At 64.2% G+C, this 23,538-nt stretch carries 15 protein-coding genes and 6 pseudogenes; 10 read left to right on the top strand and 11 right to left on the bottom strand.

From position 1 onward, the window contains the following. Window positions 1-21: 21 nt before the first annotated feature. Both ACQVLG_RS01105 and ACQVLG_RS01100 read right to left on the bottom strand, forming a co-directional pair. Window positions 22-369, bottom strand: a complete 348-nt coding sequence (locus ACQVLG_RS01105) for a GIY-YIG nuclease family protein (RefSeq protein WP_474292492.1) — start codon at window positions 367-369, stop codon at window positions 22-24. 12 nt (window positions 370-381) lie between these two features. Then, window positions 382-1,653, bottom strand: coding sequence for an MFS transporter (locus ACQVLG_RS01100; protein ID WP_474292491.1), 1,272 nt, complete (start codon window positions 1,651-1,653; stop codon window positions 382-384). 132 nt (window positions 1,654-1,785) lie between these two features. Here ACQVLG_RS01100 and ACQVLG_RS01095 point away from each other — a divergent pair, with 132 nt between their 5' ends. Both ACQVLG_RS01095 and ACQVLG_RS01090 read left to right on the top strand, forming a co-directional pair. Further along, window positions 1,786-2,181 (top strand): group II truncated hemoglobin, encoded by a 396-nt coding sequence (locus ACQVLG_RS01095; protein WP_034785429.1) that lies wholly within the window; start codon window positions 1,786-1,788, stop codon window positions 2,179-2,181. A gap of 4 nt (window positions 2,182-2,185) precedes the next feature. Beyond that, window positions 2,186-3,553 carry a DNA recombination protein RmuC gene (locus ACQVLG_RS01090; protein WP_474292490.1) on the top strand — a complete coding sequence of 456 codons (1,368 nt, stop codon included), beginning with the start codon at window positions 2,186-2,188 and terminating at the stop codon, window positions 3,551-3,553. Window positions 3,554-3,562: 9 nt separating this feature from the next. Here the strand turns inward: ACQVLG_RS01090 and ACQVLG_RS01085 are convergent. The 8 genes and pseudogenes from ACQVLG_RS01085 to ACQVLG_RS01050 all read right to left on the bottom strand — a co-directional run. Next, window positions 3,563-3,676: pseudogene (locus ACQVLG_RS01085) on the bottom strand (PEPxxWA-CTERM sorting domain-containing protein); the annotation flags it as partial. Between the two features lie 257 nt (window positions 3,677-3,933). Next, on the bottom strand, window positions 3,934-4,473 hold the full coding sequence (locus ACQVLG_RS01080) for an MHFG family PEP-CTERM protein (RefSeq protein WP_474292488.1): 540 nt from the start codon (window positions 4,471-4,473) through the stop codon (window positions 3,934-3,936). A gap of 295 nt (window positions 4,474-4,768) precedes the next feature. Beyond that, complete coding sequence (locus ACQVLG_RS01075) at window positions 4,769-5,557, bottom strand: hypothetical protein (RefSeq protein WP_474292486.1); 789 nt, start codon at window positions 5,555-5,557, stop codon at window positions 4,769-4,771. Continuing rightward, the gene (gene moeA / locus ACQVLG_RS01070) at window positions 5,557-6,912 is read right to left on the bottom strand and encodes a molybdopterin molybdotransferase MoeA (protein WP_474292484.1); all 1,356 of its coding nucleotides are present in this window, start codon (window positions 6,910-6,912) and stop codon (window positions 5,557-5,559) included. Before moeA ends, ACQVLG_RS01075 begins: the two co-directional genes overlap by 1 nt. A 53-nt stretch (window positions 6,913-6,965) precedes the next feature. Then, on the bottom strand, window positions 6,966-7,415 hold the full coding sequence (mobA, locus tag ACQVLG_RS01065) for a molybdenum cofactor guanylyltransferase MobA (RefSeq protein ID WP_474292482.1): 450 nt from the start codon (window positions 7,413-7,415) through the stop codon (window positions 6,966-6,968). Between the two features lie 62 nt (window positions 7,416-7,477). Next, window positions 7,478-8,601, bottom strand: a pseudogene (gene moaA, locus ACQVLG_RS01060) (GTP 3',8-cyclase MoaA). Window positions 8,602-8,630: 29 nt separating this feature from the next. Further along, window positions 8,631-9,970 (bottom strand): annotated as a pseudogene (gene chrA / locus ACQVLG_RS01055) (chromate efflux transporter). 89 nt (window positions 9,971-10,059) lie between these two features. Then, window positions 10,060-13,244 (bottom strand): annotated as a pseudogene (locus ACQVLG_RS01050) (Rne/Rng family ribonuclease). 696 nt (window positions 13,245-13,940) lie between these two features. On the opposite strand from ACQVLG_RS01050, the pseudogene ACQVLG_RS01045 reads away from it, so the two are divergent. The 4 genes and pseudogenes from ACQVLG_RS01045 (at window position 13,941) to ACQVLG_RS01030 (ending at window position 17,100) form a co-directional block, all read left to right on the top strand. Next, window positions 13,941-14,935: pseudogene (locus ACQVLG_RS01045) on the top strand (RluA family pseudouridine synthase). 89 nt (window positions 14,936-15,024) lie between these two features. Beyond that, window positions 15,025-15,684: an HAD-IIIA family hydrolase gene (locus ACQVLG_RS01040; protein WP_474292481.1), complete on the top strand. Its 660-nt coding sequence runs from the start codon at window positions 15,025-15,027 to the stop codon at window positions 15,682-15,684. Then, window positions 15,681-16,058 carry a Rieske (2Fe-2S) protein gene (locus ACQVLG_RS01035; protein WP_474292480.1) on the top strand — a complete coding sequence of 126 codons (378 nt, stop codon included), beginning with the start codon at window positions 15,681-15,683 and terminating at the stop codon, window positions 16,056-16,058. The genes ACQVLG_RS01040 and ACQVLG_RS01035 overlap by 4 nt, the downstream gene beginning before the upstream one ends. A 40-nt stretch (window positions 16,059-16,098) precedes the next feature. Continuing rightward, entirely contained in the window at window positions 16,099-17,100 is a 1,002-nt protein-coding gene (locus ACQVLG_RS01030; RefSeq protein WP_474292478.1) for a S49 family peptidase, read from the top strand. Between the two features lie 406 nt (window positions 17,101-17,506). Here the strand turns inward: ACQVLG_RS01030 and ACQVLG_RS01025 are convergent, their stop codons facing one another. Next, window positions 17,507-17,899 carry a hypothetical protein gene (locus tag ACQVLG_RS01025; RefSeq protein WP_474292476.1) on the bottom strand — a complete coding sequence of 131 codons (393 nt, stop codon included), beginning with the start codon at window positions 17,897-17,899 and terminating at the stop codon, window positions 17,507-17,509. A gap of 256 nt (window positions 17,900-18,155) precedes the next feature. Here ACQVLG_RS01025 and ACQVLG_RS01020 point away from each other — a divergent pair, with 256 nt between their 5' ends. From ACQVLG_RS01020 to flhA, 4 genes and pseudogenes are all read left to right on the top strand, one after another. Continuing rightward, a complete protein-coding gene (locus tag ACQVLG_RS01020; RefSeq protein WP_474292474.1) occupies window positions 18,156-18,866 on the top strand; it encodes a pseudouridine synthase in 711 nt (236 codons plus the stop codon). A gap of 86 nt (window positions 18,867-18,952) precedes the next feature. Continuing rightward, on the top strand, window positions 18,953-19,951 hold the full coding sequence (locus ACQVLG_RS01015; protein ID WP_474292473.1) for a fumarylacetoacetate hydrolase family protein: 999 nt from the start codon (window positions 18,953-18,955) through the stop codon (window positions 19,949-19,951). A gap of 140 nt (window positions 19,952-20,091) precedes the next feature. Next, window positions 20,092-21,435: a flagellar biosynthesis protein FlhB gene (gene flhB / locus ACQVLG_RS01010; protein ID WP_474292471.1), complete on the top strand. Its 1,344-nt coding sequence runs from the start codon at window positions 20,092-20,094 to the stop codon at window positions 21,433-21,435. Then, window positions 21,323-23,382: pseudogene (gene flhA / locus ACQVLG_RS01005) on the top strand (flagellar biosynthesis protein FlhA). Before flhB ends, flhA begins: the two are co-directional and overlap by 113 nt. Window positions 23,383-23,538: the final 156 nt, after the last annotated feature.

Raw genomic sequence — 23,538 nt, 5'->3', positions numbered from 1 at the left:
GCAAGTGTAAAGCATGGCGGCTCAATACAGGGCCTGGCCCCGCTCCTGCAGTTGTTCCAGGTGCAGTGCCAGCAGGGCGTCGAGCTCGGCGTCCGCATCGAAGGCGGGATCGTCGGGCACCGTGACGGCGTCGAGCAGATCAAAGCGGAAGGCCGCTTCGCCGTCGCGCCGCCAGTCCGCCTGCAGGCACGCATTGCGGTGCGTGCCCAGCGCGAGTTCGAAGCGGTGGCGGTTCAGCGCGCCAGGCGCGTTGCGGCTGCGTTCGAGCAGGGTGCGCCCGCTGGGCAGGTGCTGCAGCGCGATGATGCCCAGCGCGGGCGTTTGTTGCCGGTAGGCCGCTTTCAGGGCCGTTTGTCGTGTTTTATCCATGGTAGAACTTTCTCAAGGTGAAGATATCGAAGGGGTGCCGGCGATGCGGGGGATGTCCGTCCACAGGGCGGCAGCCACGGCGGCGGCCAGCAGCAGGGCGCCGCCGCCGCAGAACAGCTCGCCCACGCTCAGGTGGCGCAGCAGCGCGCCCGTGGCCGCCGCCGACAGCGGAGCCAGGCCCAGGAAGATGCCCATGAACAGCGCCATCGCCCGGCCCAGCATGGCGGGCGCCACGCGCCGCTGTATCCACGTAAAGATGGCCACCTGCACATAGCCGCCCAGCAACCCTGTCATGGCCAGCAGGGCCGCGCCGTGCCAGGCCGTGCTGATTTGTCCCAGCGCCATCAGCAGGCAAGCCACGACGGCGTCGGCGAGCAGCAGGGTGGCGCCGAAATGGCGGCGCAGCCAGGTGCCGCCCAGGCCGGACGCCAGCATGCCGGCCAGGGTGCCCGCGCCATGCGCACCCATCAGCAGGCCCAGCGCCGCGGCGCCGTGCAGGCGTTCGCTGGCCAGCACAGGCAAGGCCACTTGCAGCGGGCCCATGACGAAGAAGGCCACCACCGCCCAGTAGGCATAACAGCTGCGCAGGGGAAGGTCGCGCCACACCATGGCCAGGCCCGCCGCCGCCATGTCGCGCCACATGCCCTGCGTCGCGGCTGCCGCTGCCAGCGGCCGCAGCTTGACTTGGCGCAAGGTCCAGGCGGAAAACACAAACGTCAGCGCATCGATGGCAAACGCGGCGGCCAGCGCCGCCATGGGGGTGTGCTGCCCGCCATCGCGGGCGCCCAGCACGAGCGCCGCCAGCAGGGGGCCGGCCAGCAGCGACAACTGGCGTGTGCCCATCTGCAAGCCGTTGGCTTTTTGCAGCGTTTGCGGCGGCACGGCTTGCGGCAGGATGGCCGTGCCGGCGGGAATGGCGAAGGCGGAGGCGATGCCCAGCGCCAGCGCGGCCGCATACGCGAGCGCCACGCTGGCCTGGTCCAGCCACAGCAGTACCGCCAGCGCCAGCAGGATAGCGGCATTCGCATATTTGCTCAGCAGCAGCACGCGCCGGGGCGAATGGCGGTCGGCGATGGTGCCGCCCAGCAAAATCAGCACGGCGCGCGGGGCGCCCATCAGGGCCACGGCGATGCCCAGGCTGAGGCTATCACCCGTCAGGCTCAGCACCAGCCAGGGCAGGGCCAGCATGCTGAACTGGTCGCCCAGCATGGAAACGAGGCCGCCGCCCAGCAGCCAGCGGAAGTTGGTATTGCGCAGCAAATCGGTGTCTGTAGCGGTTGGCATGTTCGTCTTGTCCCTGTTTTAAAATTGCATGGTAGTTGATAAAAGCTTGATCAGTCAAGTATATTGCCATTTATTGAGGCAGATCTGGCCGGCGCCGCGTGGGCCGCCAGCGCTTGCGTTATCATGGCGGCCATGACTGATACCACTGCCCCCACCCTGTACGAGACCATCGGCGGCGCCCCCGTGCTGCGCGAAATGGTCGACCGTTTTTATGATCTGATGGAGCTCGAAGCCGAGTTCGCCGGCATCCGCGTCATGCATCCGCCCTCGACGGATGGCTCGCGCGACAAGCTGTATTTCTTCCTGACGGGCTGGATGGGCGGCCCGGACTTGTATATCGAGAAATTCGGCCACCCGCGCCTGCGCGCCCGTCATTTGCCCTACGCCATCGGCACCAGCGAGCGCGACCAGTGGCTGCGCGCCATGGCCTGGGCCATGGAAGACACGGGCATCGAAGAATCCTTGCGCGTGCGCCTGATGGAATCGTTCTATCAGACGGCCGACTGGATGCGCAACAAACCTGACTGATCCCATGAGCCCAATCGAGTTCTACAGCCTGCTGGGCGCCGCCATCGCCGCCATCGTTTTATTGATCTTGCTGCTGCTGCGCCCGCGTGGCGCGGCTGGCGATGGCGCCACCACCTTGGCCCTGGTGCAGCAGCACCAGCAGCAAAGCCTGGAACGCATCGACCGGGTCGAGCGCGAAGTGCGGCTGCAATTGCAGGCGTCGGCGCAAGCCACGCGGCAAGACCTGGCGGCCGGCCTGGCGCAATTCCAGGCGGCAACCCTGCAGCAGCTCGACAGCCTGCGCACGCAGATGCAGGCGCAGGGCAAGGTCGGGCGAGAGGAACAGGCGCAAAGCCTGGCGCGCTTCGCCGACAGCACGAATCAAACCTTGTCCCAGCTGACGGAATCGAATGCGCAGCGCATGCTGGAAGTGCGCGCCACCCTGGAAAACAAGATCCGCGACTTGCAGGCCGACAATGGCGCGCGCCTGGAAGAGATGCGCAAGACGGTCGACGAGAAACTGCACGCGACGCTGGAAACGCGGCTCAGTGCCTCGTTCCAGCAAGTGTCGGAACGGCTGGAAAAAGTCCACCAGGGCCTCGGCGAGATGCAGCAGCTGGCGCTGGGCGTGGGCGACCTGAAGCGGGTGCTCACCAATGTGAAGACGCGGGGAACGTGGGGCGAAGTGCAGCTGGAAATGCTGCTGGAGCAGGTACTCACTGTCGACCAGTATGCGAAGAACGTGGAAACGGTGCCGGGCAGCGGCGCGCGCGTGGAATTCGCCCTGAAACTGCCGGGTCTCTCCGATGGCGGGCCGCCCGTGTGGATGCCGATCGACGCGAAGTTCCCCAAGGAACAGTACGAGCGCCTGGTCGAGGCGGCCGAGCGGGCCGATGCCGACGGCGTGGCCCAGGCCGGACGCGAGCTGGAACGGGCCGTGCGGGGCGAGGCAAAGACCATCGCGGACAAATACCTGGCGCCGCCGCTGACGACGGATTTCGCCATTTTGTTTTTGCCCACGGAAGGCTTGTATGCGGAAGTGTTGCGCCGCCCGGGCCTGGCCGACGAATTGCAGCGCGTGCACCGGGTCAGCATCGCCGGGCCCTCCACCTTGACGGCCTTGCTCAACAGCCTGCAGATGGGTTTCCGCACGCTGGCGCTGGAAAAGCGCTCGTCCGAAGTGTGGCAGGTGCTGGGCGCCGTCAAGACGGAATTCGGCAAGTTCGGCGACGTGCTGTCGCAAACCCGGCTGACCCTGGAAAAAGCGGCGAAGAATATCGAAAGCGCGGAAGTGCGCAGCCGGCAGATGGCGCGCAAATTGAAATCCGTGGAAGCCTTGCCGGGCGAAGCGGCCGCCTTGCTGCTGGGTAAGGCGGACGGCGACGGCGAGTAGCGCGCCGCCTCAGGCCGGCCGTGCAGTACGGCGGCGCAGCGCGCTGTAAGCGATCAGCGCCAGTCCCGCCAGCAGCATGGCCCACGTTTGCGGTTCCGGCACGGCCGGCAGGACGGACAGGTCGGTGGGCGGCAGCGAGGGCCGGATGACGGGGGGAACATAGGACTCGATGATGCTGCTGCCGCGCGGTGGCGGTCCGCCGCCGTTGCGCCCCTCGCCGATGCCCGACGGCAGCAGCGTGTCGCCGCCCGTGCGCACGATGTCGAAGACCAGCACGGGCACGCTGGCCACCACGGCCGGCGGCACGCCCGTGAACGAGCCGCCATGCGCACCGGCGGGGTGTTCGATGACGGGCACGCCCGCCGGCGGTGGCGCTGCGGCTACTGGCGCAGTACCGCCCGGCGTGGCCCCGCCCGGCGCCGTGCCAGCAGCGCGCGCGGCCCGGCCGCCGCCTGCGTGATGCGGCTGACATTGCGGCACACGGTGGGCACGAGGATGCAGGCGCCCTGCACGCAGTACACGAGCCCCCTTTCCTGCATCTGCTCGCTCCAGCCTGCGCGCGTGACATTGCGGCAGACGCGGCCCGGCCCGAAATGCATGTCGCTGATGCGCGCATCGTAATTGCCCTTGCCGCGGATGGCGTCGCGGCTGATGACGACGATTTCATCGTACTGGCGCGCGCGCATGCGCGCCTTCAATGCTTCGCGCACCTGCGGCGCGATGTCCGGGTACCTGTCCACTGCGGCAACAACATCTCCCATGAACGGGTCGGCGCCCGGGCGGTTCCAGCTGCAATGTTCCAGCACGTCGGCCCGTGGGGCCCCTTTGGCATAAGCGGGCAGCGGCGCCAGGGACAACATGCCAAGCAGGCAAGCCGCTCCCAGCATGCCGGCGCCCGCGATCCATGAACGGTGTCTCATTATTAGTTTCCTCGTGAAAACAATATCAAAATTGAATTTTTATGTGAGTTCGAATGTTATCACCGAAGAAACTGTGGTATCAACAAATAAATAAAATTATTGCAATTAGTGTTGTGTTTATTTATATGTTATTTAAAGAAATGATTAATATTTTTATCTCGATAGCGGGGTAGTTGCCGCGCAGGCAAATTGATTGCGAAGGGGCAATGCGAGCGGCCCGCGCTGGGCGGGCCGTCGTGGTGCTGGAGGAACGATGTTGAGCGGACTGGCGCCGCAGCGCCGATCGCCTGTCGCGCTAGAAAGTGCCCCGGCAGGCAGGTGCGTCGAAGCGGGGATAGCCGATGGCCGGCAACTTGTGCAGCCAGGCGAGCATCACGGTGCGCGCAGCTTGTGCATCGCGCGGCTGGCCGTCACGCTGCAGGTCCGCGGCGAGCGTGGCCAGCTCGGTGCAGATGGGCTGCTTGCCAGCCTGCGCGGCCAGCAGCGATGCCAGCAGTTCCGGCAGCACGCCCGCCGCTGGCGCCGCCTGGCGCGTGGCGCGGTAGTGCTGCCAGTAGCGCCCGGCGGCATCGCCATCAAAGCTGGGGACGAAACCGAACGTGGCGTCGTCGTGGTGCAAGCGGTACACGGTGGGAAAGTAATGCGGACCCGTCAGCTCGCCTGGAAACAGGTCGCGCCGCAGGACGTCGACGGCCAGCGATCCGTCGCGCTCCACGCGCACGGCGCTGGGCGAATCGAACTGGTCCACGCTCGCCATGGCGGGCGAGTTGCCTTGCATGAAAATGATCTTTTGCGTGTAATGGCGCCCGCCCAGGTGGCCGCACAGGGCCACATAGCTGTCGTTGAGGACGGTGACGGCCGCAATCGCGCCGCAGCCCGGCTGCAAGGGCGTGTTTTCCTGCCACGCGAGACCTTGATCGGCGGCGCGCACGATGCTGATGCGGCCCACGCTGGCGCCGTGCAAGTCGCCCGGTGCCGTTTCGATGCGCTCGTCGAAGCGCACCGTGTAGCCATTGCTGTGGACTTCGCCAGCGTACGCCGCCATGCCCGGCAGCAGGGCCAGCGCCAGAAGTAGATGTTTCATCAGGTCAATCCATGGAACAGCACGATATCGACCAGGTCGCCGGCCGCCACGTGGCCTTGCGCTTCATGCAGCACGATCATGCAATTGGCTTGCGTCATCGAGCGCAGGATGCCCGAGCCTTGCGCCCCCGTCACGCGCACGTGCTGGCGCCCGTCCGCATCGCGCTCGACGATGCCGCGCTGGTACTCCGTGCGGCCCCGCTTCTTGCGGATCGGGGCTTGCGCCGCCACTTGCAGCAGCGGCAGGCTGGACGCTTCCGCATCGGCGCCCATCAGGCGCAGCAGGGTGGGGCGGGCGAGGAAATAAAACGCCGCCATCACGGCCACGGGGTTGCCGGGCAGGCCCAGCAGCAAGGCCGTGTCGCCCTCGCTGGCAATCCGGCCAAAGGCCATGGGGCGGCCCGGACGCATGTTGATCTGCCAGAAGGCCACTTCGCCGAGGCGCGCCAGGATCTCGCGCGTAAAATCGGCCGCGCCGCTGGACACGCCGCCCGAGGTGATGATGACGTCGGCCGAGGCGCAGGCGCCGCGCAGGGCCGCTTCCAGCGCTTGCGGATTGTCCTTGACGATGCCCATGTCGAGTACCTCGCAGCCGAGGCGGGTCAGCATGCCCAGCAGGGTGTAGCGGTTGCTGTCGTAGATGCAGCCGGCATCCAGTGGTTCGCCGAGCGAGCGCAATTCGTCGCCCGTGGAAAAGAAGGCCACGCGCAGGCGGCGGCGCACGGGCACCGTGGCGATGCCCAGCGAGGCCAGCAGGCCCAGTTCCGCCGGGCCCAGGCGCTTGCCCTGCAGCAAGGCCGGTTGGCCCTGCATCAAGTCTTCGCCCTTGAAACGGCGGTTGTCGCCGGGGCGGATGCAGTCCGGCGCCAGTGTGATACTGGTTTCATTGGCTTGAAGCACGAGTTCCTGCGGCACCACGCTGTCGCAGCCGTCGGGCATGACGGCGCCCGTCATGATGCGCGCGCATTGCCCGCGCCCCACTTTGACGGTGCCGGGGCGGCCCGCCAGGATGGTGTCGACCACGGCCAAAGTCACTGGCGCGTCGCCGCCAAGGTCAGCCCCAAGGTCAGCCCCGTAAAGCGCATAGCCATCCATGGCGGAATTGTCGTGCGCGGGCACGCTGATGGGAGAAATGATGTCGGCTGCCAGGATGCGCTCGAACGCTTGCGGCAACGGCAATTCCTCGATCCCGGCGACGGGCGCGACGGTGCCGGCCAGGATCGCTTGCGCCATCGGCACGCTCAATCCGCGCGCCTGCAGGGCGGCCAGCTCGTCCGGCGTATTGATGTTGCCGAACGCGCCGCCATCGTCGAACAGCACTTCGGCCAGTTTCAGGGGACCGTGCCAGGTGCGCATGCGGCGCTCCCCGCCGCGCAGGTAGGCATCGAGCTGGGGCAGGGCCGATGTTTTTACCAGGCAAAAGACGGGATGGGGCGGCGCACCGTCGATCCCGTCGCTGGATCGAGCTCTTCGGTGACGGCGATGGCCAGGTCGGCATCGTTGTCGACCAGGCCGGCCGCCAGGCGCGCTGCCAGGTCGGGCGGCAGCAGGGGCGAGTCGCACGGCACGGTCAGCAGGTAGGGCGTGCCGGCGTGCCGCATGCCGCTGTGCAAGCCGGCCAGCGGGCCCAGCTGGCCCGGCAGCGCGTCGGGCCACACGGGCAGGCCGAAGCGCGCGTAATCGCCCGCATCGGCGTGGACGCTGATGGCCAGCTGGCCCACTTGCGGCGCCAGGCGCTGCAGCACGTGGCGCGCCAGGGGCTGGCCGTGCAGGGGCAGCATGCCCTTGTCGCGCTGGCCCATGCGCGTGCCGAGGCCGCCGGCCAGGATCAGGCCGGTAATGTCGTGTTTGTTGATCATGTCAGGTAGAAAAATGGGTGCATGCGCCATGGTAGCAGCGGCGGGCATGCGCCGCGCCCGATTCAGCCGCCGCCGATGTACGACATTTCCACTTTCTTTTTACCGTGCTCAAGCGCGCCGCCCGTCAAATCCGTCTGGCTGGTGCGCAATTGCGAATAGCGGTCGCCGCGGCCGCGCCACAGCTGGGCCACGGCCGAGGAAATTTCCGCGTCGCTGTGGCCGCCGCGCAGCAGGCTGCGCAAGTCGTGGCCGCTGCTGGCGAACAGACACGTGTACAGCTTGCCCTCGGTCGAGAGGCGGGCGCGGCTGCAATCGCTGCAGAACGCTTGCGTGACGCTGGAAATGAGGCCGATTTCGCCGCCGCCGTCCATGTAGCGCCAGCGCGCCGCCGTCTCGCCCGTGTAGTTCGGGTTGATGGGCAGCAAGGGCATGTGCGCGGCGATGCGCCGCACGACCTCGGCGGACGGGATGACTTCCTGCAAGTTCCAGCCGTTCGAGGCGCCCACGTCCATGTATTCGATGAAGCGCAGGATGTACGGCGTGCCCTTGAAGTGGCGCGCCATGGGCACGATTTCTGCTCGTTCATGCCGGCCTTGACGACCATGTTGATCTTGATCGGGCCCAGTCCCGCCGCATGGGCGGCATCGATGCCGTGCAGCACGTCGGCCACGGCGAAATCGACGTCGTTCATGCGCTTGAAGGTGGCGTCGTCGAGCGAATCGAGCGAGACGGTGACGCGGTTCAGGCCCGCGTCCTTCAAGGCTTGCGCCTTGCGCGCCAGCAAGGAACCATTGGTCGTCAGGGTCAGGTCCAGCGGCTGGCCCGACGGCGTGCGCAGGGCGGCCAGCATGGCGATGAGCTTTTCGATATTCTTGCGCAGCAGCGGTTCGCCGCCCGTCAGGCGGATCTTTTCGACGCCGTGCGCGACGAACAGGCGCGCGATGCGCGTGATTTCCTCGAACGACAGCAAATCCGTGTGCGGCAGGTACACGTGGTTCTTGTCGAACACGTCCTTCGGCATGCAATATACGCAACGGAAATTGCAGCGGTCGGTAATCGAGATGCGCAAGTCATGCAGGGGCCGGCCCAGGCTGTCGGCCACGCTGCCGCTGGGGCTTTCCAGCCGCGCGGGGATCGCCGGTGCCCCATTGCGGGCTTCGGCGAGGTAGATAATCTTGTCAGCCATGAAAGGTGATACCACTTACGTTAAGTCGTTCAAGGCAGATACGATAGCACGAGGCCGAAGATGGCACAGGCGAGCAGCAATTTGATGGTTCCCATTTGAAACCTGAGCAGCGCCACGCCGGCCGCCAGCGCGATGGCAATCGCCAGCCAGTCCCAGTGCGGCAGCGGATTTTCTAGCCAGAAGACGTGGCGGCCAAAGAACAGCGCCAGGCTGGCGATGACGCCCACCACGGCCGCCGAAATGGCGCTCAGGGGCGCGCTCAGGCGCAAATTGCCGCGCGACGCTTCCACCAGCGGCGCGCCGGCCAGGATGAAGATGAACGAGGGCAGGAAAGTGAACCAGCTGGCGACGAGCGCGCCGCACACGCCCGCCAGCCACAGGTTGCCGCCAGCACGGCGTGGCTCCAGCCGCCGACAAAGCCGATGAAGGCGACGATCATGATCAGGGGGCCGGGCGTCGTTTCGCCCAGGGCCAGGCCATCCATCATCTGCGCGCTCGTGATCCAGTGGTAATGGTCGGCGGCGCCCTGCACCAGGTAGGGCAGCACGGCATACGCGCCGCCGAACGTCAGCAGGGCCGCCTTGCTGAAAAACACGCCCATCTGCGCCAGCGGCTGGTCCGCGCCGCCCGCCAGCGCCAGGCCCAGCCAGGCGAGGAAGGCCAGCGCCAGGCCCACGGCGGCCGTGCCAAGCAGGCGCGGCCATTTGAACTGCGCGTGCTCCGGCGTGGGCGTATCGTCATCGATCAGGGCGGGGCCGTAGCGGGCCGCGCCGCCATGTTGCGTGCCGCCGGCCTGGAAATGGGCCGGCAGCCAGCGCCCGCCCGCCATGCCCAGCAGGGCGGCAGCGAGCACGATCAAGGGAAATGGCAGCCGTAGCACGGCGATGGCGGCAAATGCCGCCGCCGCGATGGCCATCAGGGCGGGGCTGCGCAAGGTGCGCCGGCCCAGGCGCCAGGCGGCCGCCAGCACGATGGCGACGACGGCCGGCTTGATGCCGTACAGGATGCCGGCGATGGCGGCCACGTGGCCATACGCCATGTACAGCCAGGACAGGACGATCAGCACCAGCAGCGAGGGCAGTAAAAACAGCAGGCCCGCCACCAGGGCGCCGCGCGTGCGGTGCAGCAGCCAGCCGATGTAGATGGCCAGCTGGGTCGCTTCCGGCCCCGGCAGCAGCATGCAGTAATTGAGGGCGTGCAGGAAACGCTGCTCGGAAATCCAGCGCCGCTTTTCCACCAGTTCCGCATGCATCATGGCGATTTGCCCGGCCGGGCCGCCAAAGCTGACGCAGCCCAGCTTGAGCCAGTACCAGAAGGCGCTGCGCAGGCTGACGGGGTCGGGAGGGGGCAGGTTGGCGTTGTCGTGCATGGCGGCTGGCTGGCAAAGTGAGAGGACGTAAAAAAGGGGAAGCCTGAGCTCCCCCTTTCATCATTGGCGGCTGGGCGAACCCGGCGCGCTTATGGACGCTGCGTGTTGACCTGGATCAACGGCTCATCCGATTGCGGCGGCAATGGCTTGCGTTCGCGCGGCTTGCGGACCGGAGCGACTGCCTTGGCGGCCGCTTCCTGCGCCAGGCGCAGTTTTTCCGGATCGGTGGCAGCCAGGGTCAGGCCGGCCGAGCCGAGCACCGCGTTCAAGTCCAGCGGCGCGGCCACTGGTGCTGGAGCGGGAGCGACGACAGGTGCCGGAGCAGGTGCAGGAGCAGCGACAGGGGCTGGTGCCGGTGCGGCAGCCACGGCAGCGGCTTCCACGACGGCAGGTGCTGCCTCAGCGGCTGGTGCCGGTGCGTCCTCGATCACGGCGATGGCTTCCACCAGCGGTGCGGCTTCCACCACCGGTGCGGCTTCCACGACGGCAACAGGCACGGCTTCGACGATGATTTCCGCTGGAGCTGGAGCTGGAGCTGGAGCTGGAGCTGGTGCAGCTTCCGCTTTCTCGGCAAAGCTGTACTCGGCAGCAGGTGCTGGTTCGGCAGCGGCTGGTTCAGCTTGCGCTGCAGCAACGACGGCCTCGACAGGGGCTTGCGGCACGATCACTTCAGCAGCTGGCGTGGCTTCAGCGGCAGGAGCGGCTTCTTCGGCCTTGGCGATATCGACCACCTTGGCGACTTCGACTACTTCGACCACTTCCACGGCGGCAGCTTCCACTGGCGCAGCGACGGCGACGACAGCGGCGGCAGCCACGACGGCGACTGGTGCGCCATCAGTTGCAGCTTCCGGCGCCGGAGCAACCGTAAAGCTGATCACTGGCGCGTCCTGGCCTTCGTTCTCGCCGTTTGCCGATTCGATCAGCTCGCCCGTTTCACGGTCGCGGCGGTTGCGGTTGCGGCCACCACGACGGCGGCGGCGGCGCGGTTCTTCGCCTTCCACGTCGTCGCGTTCTCTTCGCCTTCAGGGCCGGCATTCGCCGGTGCTTTCAGCAAGCTCGTTGGCGCGGCATCCGCGTCCGGGCCGTTTGACGCCACGACCACGTTGATTGCGCTGGCGCTGGCGCCGACCAATGCCAGTTCGTCAGCTTTCACTTCAGCAACAACAGCCTTGTCGGCGCGTGGTTCGCGGCCTTCGCGTGGCTGGCGTGGCGGACGCTCGGCGCGTTCCGGGCGCTCGGCGCGCTCAGGACGTTCCGCGCGTTCAGGGCGCTCGCCCCGTTCGCGTGGCGCGGCCGTTGCGTCGCTCGGATCGCGCGCTTCACGCGGTTCGCGTGGCGGACGCGGCGGGCGAGGCGGACGGGCCGCCTTTTCCAGTGCTTCCGCTTCTTTCGCTGCATCGTCCTGGGCTGGACGGCCCTGGCCTGGTTCGCGCTCTTCGCGGCCAGGCTTGCCGTTGCGGCCACGGCCACGCGGGCCACGGCTGTTGCGGTCGCCGCGGTCGGTGCCGGCCGGCTTGGCCGGTGCGACTGGGGCGGGCGCTGGCGCCACCGGTGCCGGGGCGCCGGTGAAGAAGCTGATGATCTTGGCGATCAGGCCTTGCGGTGCGGCAGGCGCGGCCACCGGAGCGGGTTTCGCTTCGACGGGCTTGCGCTCGACCAGCGGTGCCGGCTGGTCAGGGGTGATCGTCTTGACGACGGCTTCCTGGCGCGGCTTGGCTTCTTCCTTCTGGCGCTTGCTGTAAGCCATGTCGGTTTCAGCGCTTTCGGCCAGGTTGTAGCTGGCCTGGCTGTCTTCCAGACGCGGATCGTCGTGCTTGATGCGTTCCAGTTTGTAGTGCGGCGTTTCCAGATGCTTGTTCGGGATCAGGATCACGGCGATGCGGTGGCGGTTCTCGATTTTGAGTACTTCGCCGCGCTTTTCGTTGAGCAGGAAGGCGCCCACGTCCACGGGTACCTGCACGTGGATGGTGGCCGAGTTTTCCTTCATCGCTTCTTCCTGGATGATGCGCAGCACCTGCAGGGCGGACGATTCCGTATCGCGGATGTGACCGGTGCCGGAGCAGCGCGGGCACGTCACGTGCGAGCCTTCGGACAGCGAAGGGCGCAGGCGCTGGCGCGACAGTTCCATCAGGCCGAAGCGGGAAATCTTGCCCATTTGTACACGGGCACGGTCATGGTGCAGCGCATCTTTCAGGCGCTGTTCCACTTCGCGTTGATTTTTTGCCACTTCCATGTCGATGAAGTCGATGACGATCAAGCCGCCCAAATCGCGCAAACGCAGCTGGCGGGCCACTTCTTCGGCCGCTTCGCAGTTGGTGTTGAAGGCGGTCGTCTCGATGTCCGAACCGCGCGTGGCGCGGGCCGAGTTGACGTCGACGGAAACCAGCGCTTCGGTATGGTCGATGACGATGGCGCCGCCCGATGGCAGCGGCACGGTGCGGCTGTACGCCGTTTCAATCTGGTGTTCGATCTGGAAGCGCGAGAACAGCGGCACGTCGTCGCTGTAGCGTTTTACGCGGTGCACCATGTCGGGCATCACGTGGCTCATGAACTGGTGCGCCTGGTCGTAGATCTCGTCGGTGTCGATCAGGATCTCGCCGATGTCGGGCTGGAAGTAGTCGCGGATGGCGCGGATGACGAGCGACGATTCCTGGTAGATCAGGAAGGCGCCGTTGGCCGACTTGCCGGCGCCTTCGATGGCGCGCCACAGTTGCATCAGGTAATTCAAGTCCCACTGCAGTTCATCGACGTTGCGGCCGATGCCGGCGGTGCGGGCAATGACGGACATGCCAGCAGGCAAGTCCAGTTTATCCATGGTTTCGCGCAATTCCTGGCGCTCTTCCCCTTCCACGCGGCGCGATACGCCACCGCCACGCGGGTTGTTCGGCATCAAGACCAGGTAGCGGCCGGCCAGCGAGACGAACGAGGTCAGGGCGGCGCCCTTGTTGCCGCGCTCTTCCTTTTCCACCTGCACCATGATTTCCTGGCCTTCGCGCAGCGCTTCCTTGACGGACGCATTGCGCACGTCGACGCCTTCGCGGAAATACGTGCGGGCAACTTCCTTGAAAGGCAGGAAGCCGTGGCGGTCTTCGCCATAGCTGACGAAGCACGCTTCGAGCGAAGGCTCGATGCGCGTGATGACGCCCTTGTAGATGTTGGATTTGCGCTGTTCGCGCCCGGCTGTCTCGATATCGATGTCGATCAGTTTTTGTCCGTCGACAATCGCTACGCGCAGTTCTTCTTGCTGCGTGGCATTAAACAACATGCGTTTCATTTTTATAACTCCGCGACCCGTAGGCCATCTCAAAGCCGCTTCCGGGGAAGCGGCGAAAGTACAGGGATATATGCGAGAACGGGAGTGCTGGCGGGGGAAATGCCAGGCGTGCGGAGCAACAACGCGTACGAGATATGCGTTACGGCCGCAACAGGCGCGGTGAGGTCAATCGTCATGCCGAGTGCACAGGACACTTGCAACTCATCTGAAACAGCCCGGATGAGAATGAACTGCATCGGGGGCAGAGAATGCAAGTGGTCAGCAAATTCAGAGCCAAAATCGTTAGCCGGCTCATTACAGGGATCGCGATGGCGAGGCTTGGCCTCAGCCTATCATCGACAACCCTCAGTATTTGGCCACATACGGGGTTTGGCGAAAACGGCAAGCGTTATCAACTTCATCAACCCGCGAGCCCGACTCGATAAGTCGCGCTAACGGGTACTTATCCTTATAATCCCACACTCACTTCAGCATCTCCACGCCTTATCCGATTACAACTACGGTGCAACCTTGATTCGCGCAGGGATGGTGCATATACATTTTTTTCCACCGAATTTGCAATTTGGCGAGGCCGGTGGAGACGCCCCTGTGTAAAATGTGCTTTTATTCTTACACTCGCAGCAGCCAGGGCCGCAGCAAAAACAATTATATATTCAAAATGAAGGACTTAGAGAGATTTCTGGGAAGACATAGTAAATGAAGAGTCAAAATGATGTTGTTCCCCCCAACAACACCCCCGGTTCAGCCGCAAGCCCAATTCGTAACGATCGCCGAGGAAGAAGCAGGCCAGCGCATCGACAACTACTTATTAAGAGTGTGCAAGGGAGTGCCTAAAAGCCACATCTACCGGATCTTGCGATCGGGAGAAGTGCGGGTAAATAAAGGCCGTATCGATCAGTTGTACCGTCTCGCCGCCGGCGACGTGGTGCGCATTCCACCCGTGCGCGTGGCCGAAAAGGCGCCCACGGGCGCGCCGGCCGCCGAATTCAAGATTATTTTCGAGGATGCGCAGCTGCTCGTCATCGACAAGCCGGCCGGCGTGGCCGTGCACGGCGGCTCGGGCGTCTCGTTCGGCGTGATCGAGCAATTGCGCGCCTCGCGCCCCGACGCCAAGTTTTTGGAACTGGTGCACCGCCTGGACCGCGACACGTCCGGCTTGCTGTTGCTGGCAAAGAAGCGTTCGGCGTTGACGAATTTACACGAGCAGATGCGCGACGGCGTCACCGACAAGCTACCTGGTGCTGGTGGCCGGCGACTGGAAGAATGCGCGCCAGCATATCAAGTTGCCATTGCATAAATATACGACGGCCGAAGGCGAGCGCCGGGTGGCCGTGCAGGCCGATGGCCTGGCCTCGCACACGGTATTTTCACTGTTGCATAAATATCACAACTTCGCCTTGCTGGAAGCGGAATTGAAGACGGGACGCACGCACCAGATCCGCGTGCACCTGTCTTCGTCCGGTTTCCCCATCGCCGGCGACGATAAATATGGCGACTTTGCCCTCAACCGTGCCCTGTTGAAGGCCGACAGCACGCGCGGCGCCCTGAAGCGCATGTTCCTGCATGCGCACCAGATCACGTTTACGCATCCGGAAACGGGCAAGACGATGACCTTGAACGCACCGCTGGCTGCCGAATGCGAGCGTTTCTTGGTAAGCTTGGGCAAACCATTGGCCGTTGCCGCGCGATAGTTATCAAACGCGTGCGGGGATGCTACCCACAAGGTAGTCAGTCGCCATCATTCATTCTCAAGGAGCCGGCGGCGTTGTCGTCGGAAAACATGGCAAGAAAGCAATTTGATCTGATCGTCTTCGATTGGGACGGCACCCTGATAGACAGTACCTCGACCATCGTCAAGTGCATCCAGGCTTCGGCCAAAGACCTGGGCTTGCCTGTTCCCACCGAGTTGCAGGCCTCGCACGTGATCGGCCTGGGCTTGCAGGAAGCCATGCAGCTGGCGATGCCCGATGTGGAGCCGAAATTCCATGCGCGCATGGCCGAGCGCTACCGTTATCACTATCTGTCGCGCGACCATGAGCTGGCCCTGTTTCCGGGCGTGCATGAAATGCTGCTGGAACTCTCGCAGCAGGGATACTTCCTTGCCGTCGCCACGGGCAAGAGCCGCGTCGGCCTGAACCGGTCGCTGAATGCCGTCAAGCTGCTGTCCCTGTTCGATGCGACGCGCTGCGCAGACGAAACTTTCTCCAAGCCCCATCCGGCCATGCTGCAGGAGTTGACGCGCGAACTGGGCCAGGATATGCGCCGCACCGTGATGATCGGCGACACCAGTCATGATTTATTGATGGCAAGCAATGCAGGCGCGGCGGGTATTGCCGTAGAGTATGGAGCGCATCCCGTCGAGCAGTTGCAGGCTTGCAATCCCCTGTATTCGGCCGCCACGGTGGCCGATCTGCACCAATGGCTGAGCGAGCACGCATGATGAACGAAGTTGTCGAAGTATTCATTTGCGCCGCCGGCGCCGTGGCCGATGGCGGCAAGGGCGTGCGCTTTCCCGTCTCGGCCGGCGGCGAAGCGACGACGGGCTTTGTCGTGCGCCACGGCGGCAAGGCGTATGGCTACCTGAACCGCTGCGCCCACGTGCCGATCGAGCTGGACTGGGCTGAAGGCGAGTTTTTCGAGTCCAGCGGCTTGTACCTGATGTGTTCGACGCATGGCGCCATCTATGTGCCGGAAAGCGGCTACTGCGCCGGCGGTCCCTGCAAGGGCGGCCGCTTGCGCCCGATACCCGTTACCGAGCGCGACGGCCAGCTGTACTGGCAGCCAGATGACTATGTCCAGCCGCTGCCGGCCTGAAGCCGGGTGCAGGCCTTCCGTTAATTAAGCAAAGTGAACCATGAGCGATAACACGAATGACAAGCTGGACAGCAGCGCGCCGGCCGCCGGCCACGGTGCCCCTGCGGGGAACTGGGAGCGCGACGTGCTGGAAAAGCTGGTATTTGCCACTCTGCAAGAACAACGCGCGCACCGCCGCTGGAGCATCTTTTTCAAGGTCTTCGGCCTGCTGATCGTGCTGTTCGCCTTGTGGGTGTTTTATGACTACAACACGGCCGATGACAGCGAAACCCTGGGCCGCCACACGGCCCTGATCGACATCAGCGGCGCTATCGAATCCGAAGGCAGCGGCTCGGCCGCCGTCGTCATCCCCGCGCTGGACAAGGCGTTTTCCGATGCCGGTTCCGTGGCCGTGGTGCTGCATATTAATAGTCCGGGCGGCAGTCCCGTGCAGGCGGGCATGATCGTCGACGAGATGCAGCGCCTGCGCAAGGGCTATCCGGACAAGCCCTTATATGTGGTGGTCGATGAAATGTGCGCCTCGGGCGGCTACTACATCGCCGCCGCCGCCGACCGCATCTACGTCAACAAGGCCAGCGTGGTCGGTTCCATCGGCGTGCTGATGGATGGCTTCGGCTTCACGGGCGTGATGGAAAAGGTGGGCGTCGAGCGGCGTCTGCTGACGGCGGGCGAGAACAAGGGCTTCATGGATCCGTTCAGTCCCCTGACGGACAAGCACAAGGCGTATGCGCAAGGCATGCTCAATGAAATCCACCAGCAATTCATCGACGTGGTGCGCACGGGACGGGGCAAGCGCCTGAAGGAAACGGCCGATACCTTCTCGGGCCTGTACTGGACGGGCGCGAAAGCCGTGGAAATGGGCCTGGCCGACGATTTCGGCACGGTCGACAGCGTGGCGCGCGACGTCGTCAAGGCGGAAGACATCGTCGACTATACGCAGCATGAAGGTTTGCCGGAACGGGTGCTGAAGAAATTTGGCGCCGCCATGGGCGCGGGGGCCATGAAGGCGGCCGTGCAGCAGTCGCAACCGGCGTTGCGCTGAGGACATGACACTTGACTGGCAGGCAAGCCAGTCGAGAATGATTTTCAATAAGGTGGTAAATTGGCTTGAAAATGGGGCTGCTTGGGCTATAGTGAAAGCGTAGTTCTTTTCAAGGAGGGGCGATATATCAACTATGTTGTCAGTACTAACTTGATTGGCAGGTCTTGGAACTACTTGCCGCATCGCAGATGTGGTTTTGAGTGAATTTACATTCCTCACTAAAGTCCCGATGGGGCTTGGGAACGGCGGCGCAATGCCGCCGTTTCCTTTTGTGCATCGTTTGTGCATGGCGCATAAGGGTGATGGGCGTTGCGGCATGGTGCTGGGCCGCGTTGGCTGCATTGGCTGGCCAGGGTGTGCTTGTGGCATGCATGCAAGGGCAGGGCATGGTGGCTGGGCGCTTGCTTCAGGCGGGACAGTCGTTGCAGTGCGCAGGCAAGGCTGGGCTGGCGGCTTGCGTAAGCTGCGCCAATCCTTCCTTTGAAGCAAGCTCGTCGTTCTCGGCGCAGCCCGCCGTCACGGGCGCCGATTCCTGATCGAACTCCGCTTGTGCCAGGGCAAAGCCGCCCTGTTCCAGCCAGCACATGAAATGGCATTGCGCCTCCGCATGCCAGCGCACCTGGCTGGCGGGACTGGGCGTGTCCTCCATCGTCCGGTCTTCCTGGGCTGGCGTGGCCAGGGCGCCGCGCCAGCGTGCCACGCCGAGTTGTACCTTATGCATGGCACCCTGTTCGCTGGCGATACGGTTGCGCATGTCGTCGATGCTGCCTTCTAAGGCAATGGTGTCGATGTGCTTCATACGATATCCTTGTCAGTCGTTGCCTGGTTATTATTCCTAAAGCACGTTAGGCGGATTCCTAACGAAGTTTCAGTCTATCAATGTGATATTCCGAGCGCTTGATATATCTCAAAGGAATTAGCCATTTCTCGCCAAATCTCACCTTGTTCTTTTTGGTATTTCTGCGTGCACCATGGTTTCGTGCCGCCTGGGCCGCCGCGCGGACGCCAGGCGCCGCCGCTTCACGCTGCCAGCCGCTTCTGGTAAAGTCACGCCCATGAGTAAATTATCCCTAGACCGCATCCTGCAATCGCAGGGTTTTGGCACCCGTAAATATTGCCGTTCCCTTATCGAAGATGGCGATGTCGTCATCGATGGCGTCACCCAGACCAATTACCGCACCACCGTCGAGACCGACGGCCTGGTGCTGCACGTGTTTGAAGAAGAGTGGGTATACCGCGCCCACCTGTACCTGGCGCTGCACAAGCCCGCCAACTTCGAATGCTCGCGCAAACCGAGCCATCATCCTGGCGTGCTGACCCTGCTGCCGGAACAGTTCACCTGGCGCGAAGTCCAGCCCGTCGGCCGGCTCGACCACGATACGACCGGCATGCTGCTGATGTCCGACGATGGCCCGTTTATCCATGCACAATCGTCGCCGAAGCGTCACGTTCCGAAAATTTACCAGGCCACGACGCAAGAGCCCGTGACCGATGAACTGGTGGCCCTGTTGCTGGCTGGCGTGCAATTGCATGACGAACCGGCCCCGCTGGCGGCCCTCGTCTGCGTCAAGCGCGGCGAGCACCAGCTGGAAATCGTGCTCGAGCAAGGCAAATACCACCAGGTCAAGCGCATGCTGGCCGCCGCCGGCAATCATTGCAGCGCGCTGCACCGTTCCGCCATCGGTAGCCTGACCCTGGAATCGCTGGGCATCGCCGAAGGCGAGTGGTGTTATCTGACCCCCGGGCAGATCGCCCTCCTGGCATAACTCCCCCTGAGCGCCGAAGCCGGGTTTTCCCGGCTTTTTGGCGTCTTTAGCCTCCTATTGCCCGCATTTGACGAAGTTTTCCGTACATGAAATTAGCTACACTGAAGGATGGCACGCGCGATGGCCAGCTGGCGGTCGTCTCGCGCGACCTGAAAACGGCCCATCTGGCCGACGGCATCGCTTCGACCCTGCAAAAGGCGCTCGACGACTGGAGTTTCATTTCCCCGCAGCTGGACTTGCTGTACCAGACCATCAATAGCGGCCGCGGCCATCGCGCCTTCGAATTCGACCCCGCCAACTGCATGGCGCCCTTGCCGCGCAGCAGCTTGCGCGTGGCGGGCGCGTCCTACCTGCAGCAGATCGAGCGGGCCAGCAAGGCCGCCGGCCTGGAGGTGCCCGCCAATCTGCGCGACGCGCCACGGATGTACCAGGGCGCCAGCGACGATTTCCTCGGCGCCCACGACGACATCTGCCTGGCGCACGAGCAGTGGGGCATCGATTATGAGGCGGGTATCGCCGCCATCACGGACGACGTGGCCATGGGCTCCACGCCCGATCAGGCGCACCTGAACATCAAGCTGTTGATGCTGGTCAACGACGTCACCTTGCGCAACCTGGCGCCGGACGAGCAAGCCGGCGGCTACGGCTTCCTGCAGGCGAAACCGGCCATGGCTTGTTCTCCCGTCGCCATCACGCCCGACGAGCTGGGCGACGCCTGGCGCGGCGGCAAGGTGCATTACGCACTGCGCTGCAGCTTGAACGGCAAGTTGACGGGCCAGCCCCATGCGGGCGCCGACATGGCCTTCAATTACCCGCAATTGCTCGCCCACCTATGCCAGACGCGCAACGCGCGCGCCGGCAGCGTGGTCAGCGCGGGCGGCATCGCCAACAAGGAAGTCAAAAAAGGATTTTCCAGCATCGTTGAGCGGCGTAACCAGGAGATGATCGCCGATGGCGTCGCCAGCACGCCGTACTTGCTGTTTGGTGATGTTGTCCGGCTGGAAATGCTGGGCGATGACGGCAAGTCGCTGTTTGGCGCGATAGAGCAGACGGTGAAACAGGCTGAGGCGCGCAAGTCCCGTTAAGGTTACTGGAGAGTAAAGGAAAATACAGGGCATTTGTGCCCCTGTTCCGCCGATGGCATAGGCCCGCTTGAACCGATAATGCGTCATGCCCAGTCCGTATTGCGCCTAGCCAGGCTGCAGGACTTCACCGGAGTTGATTGATGTCGGAAGACAGCGACGCAGAAAAGACCGAAGCCGCGTCACCGAAGCGCCTCGAGCAGGCGCGTGAGGAAGGCGACGTTCCGCGATCGCGTGAAGTGGCAACGTTCACTGTGTTGATGGCGTCCGGCTGCTGCCTGTGGTTTGCCGGCGACGCCATCGTGCGGCGGCTGACGGCCGTCATGGTTTCCGGCCTGTCGCTGGACCGGGAGCAGATACTCAATCCCGACGCGATGATGTTGCGCATCGGCTACGACGTGGGTTCCGTCCTGCTCACTTGCCTGCCGTACGCGCTGGCCATCATGCTCGTCGCCCTGGCCTCGCCCGTGCTGGTGGGCGGCTGGCTGTTCAGTTCCAAGGCGTTCACCCCCAATTTTGGCAAGCTCAACCCGATTCGCGGCCTGGGCAATATGTTTTCGAAGAATGCCCTGGTGGAGTTGCTCAAGGCCATCGCCAAGACCCTCGTCGTCGGCGTCGTCGCCTGGATGGTGATGCAGCACCAAAAAGATGCCGTGCTGGGCCTGTCGGTGGAATCCCTGCGCGCCGGCTCGGCTCATCTGATCAGCCTGCTGATCACGGCCTTTTTGCTGATCGTCGGCGCGCTGGGCCTGATCGCCGCCATCGACGGCCCGTACCAGATGTGGCACTACGCCAACAAGATGAAAATGTCACTGCAGGAAGTCAAGCAAGAGGCGAAGGAGTCGGACGGCAATCCGCAGATCAAGGCGAAGATCCGCCAGATGCAGCATGAAATGTCGCGCCGCCGCATGATGGCCGACGTGCCGACGGCCGACGTGGTGGTGACCAACCCGACGCACTATGCGGTGGCGCTGAAATACGGCGAAAATTCGCGCGGCGCGCCGCAGGTGGTGGCCAAGGGCATCGACGAGGTGGCGGCGAAGATCCGCGAACTGGCTGGCGAACACAAGGTCGCCATCCTGGAAGCGCCGGCCCTGGCGCGCGCGCTGTACAAGCACACGGACATCGGCGACGAGATTCCCGAGGCGCTGTACGGCGCCGTGGCCGAAGTGCTGGCCTACGTGTTCCAGCTGCGCAGCTATGGCAAGGGCCAGGGCGAGCGTCCCGACAAGCCGAAAAAACTCGACGTGCCGCCCGAGCTCGACCCGCTCGACCCCGCATCGCAGACGCCGCCCGCAGCCGCAGCCGCGCGGCAGACAAGAATAAAGGAAGTACACCATGAACGGCCTGAGATTGCCAGCCTGGCTCAGCGGAATGAGCAACAACGCCAGCAAGGGCATCGCCGCGCCGGTCATCATCATCATGCTGCTGGCGATGATGGTGCTGCCGCTGCCCGCCTTCATCCTCGACATTTTCTTCAGCTTTAATATTGCGCTGTCCATCATCGTGCTGCTGACGGCGCTGTACACGGTCAAGCCGCTCGATTTCATGGCTTTTCCGACCATTTTGCTCGTCTCGACCATGCTGCGCCTGTCGCTGAACGTGGCCTCCACGCGCGTGGTGCTGACGGAAGGCCATACGGGCGCCGATGCGGCCGGTAAAGTGATCGAAGCGTTCGGTCACTTCTTGATTGGCGGCAACTACACGGTCGGTATCGTGGTGTTTATCATTTTGACGATCATCAACTTTACCGTCGTGACCAAGGGCGCGGGCCGTATCGCCGAGGTGGGCGCCCGCTTCGCGCTGGACGCCATGCCCGGTAAACAGATGGCCATCGATGCCGACCTGAACGCCGGCCTGATCGGCGAAGACGAAGCGCGCCGCCGCCGCACGGAAGTGGCGCAGGAAGCGGAATTCTATGGCGCCATGGACGGTGCCAGCAAATACGTGCGCGGCGACGCCATCGCCGGCATCATGGTTACCGTCATCAATATCGTCGGCGGCTTGCTGGTGGGTTTGCTGCAGCACGCATGGGCTTTGCCGATGCGCTCAAGAATTACACCCTGCTGGCCATCGGTGACGGCCTGGTGGCGCAGATTCCTTCGCTGATCATTTCCACGGCGGCCGGTATCGTCGTCTCGCGCGTGGCCAGCGAACAGGACATCGGCACCCAGCTGGTGGGCCAGTTGTTTGCGAAACCGCAAGTGCTGTACATTACCGCCGGCATCATCGGCGGCATGGGCCTGATCCCCGGCATGCCGAACATGGTCTTCATCCTGCTGGCCTCGCTGCTGGCCGGTTCCGCCTATCTGATCAGCAAGAAGCGGGAGCAGGCAAAAGAGGCAGCCGAGAAGCCGGCCGAGGTGCCGCAAGCGACCGTGGCGCCCGAGCAGGAAGAAGCCAGCTGGCAAGACATCATGCCGGTCGATACCCTGGGCCTGGAAGTGGGCTACCGTTTGATTCCCCTGGTCGACAAGACCCAGGGCGGCGAATTACTCAAACGCATCAAAGGCATCCGCAAGAAATTCGCCCAGGAAGTGGGCTTCCTGGCGCCACCCGTGCATATCCGCGACAACCTGGAATTGAAGCCGTCGGCCTACCGCATCACCCTCAAGGGCGTGGAAGTGGGCGTGGGCGAAGCGTTCAACGGCCAGTTCCTGGCGATTAATCCCGGCATGGCCAGCGGCACCTTGCCCGGCCTGAGCACCAGCGACCCCGCCTTTGGCTTGCCCGCCACCTGGATCGACGCCAGCCTGCGCGACCAGGCGCAATCGATGGGCTACACGGTGGTCGATGCGGGCACCGTGGTGGCCACGCACCTGAACCATCTGATTACCTCGCACGCGTCGGAGCTGCTGGGCCGCGCCGAGGTGCAGTCGCTGCTCGACCACCTGGGCAAGGAGTCGCCGCGCCTGGTGGAAGACCTGGTGCCGAAGATGCTGTCGTTGTCGACTCTGCAAAAGGTGCTGCAGAACCTGCTGGCCGAGGGCGTGCACATCCGCGACATGCGCACCATCATCGAAACCCTGGCCGAGCACACGGTCAGCACGCAAGACCCGAACGACCTGACGGCGCTGGTGCGCGTGGCCCTGGGCCGCGCCATCGTGCAGCAGCTGTTCCCCGGCTCGGCCGAACTGTCCGTGATGACCCTCGACAGCCGCCTGGAGCGTTTGCTGATGCAAGCGATGGGCAATGGCGGCGACGGCGCCGGCATCGAACCGGGCCTGGCCGACACCATCGCGCACCAGGCGGGCCTGGCCGCGCAGCAGCAGGAAGCGCTGGGACTGACGCCGGTGCTGCTGGTGCCGGCGCCGCTGCGCGCCTTGCTGTCGCGCTTCCTGCGCCGCGCCTTGCCGCAGCTCAAAGTGCTGTCGCATGCGGAAGTGCCGGAAACCAAGACGATCCGCGTCACGGCGCTGGTGGGGGCGCAATAGTCGACAGCATTAGTGCCGGGGTCAGACCCCCTCCAGCGTTAGCGCGGAGCTTTGGTTAGCGTTAGTGGGGGGCTGACCCCAGCCTCCCAGCCCTTGCTTTTGGTCAAATAAACATCAATTTCCTACTGGCAAACTGAATAACGGGTACTTTCCCGT

The sequence above is a fragment of the Janthinobacterium sp. TPC_1 genome (assembly GCF_056037845.1).
The sequence above is the reverse complement of the archived record's forward strand: the minus strand, read 5'-3'. Positions and strand labels throughout refer to the sequence as shown.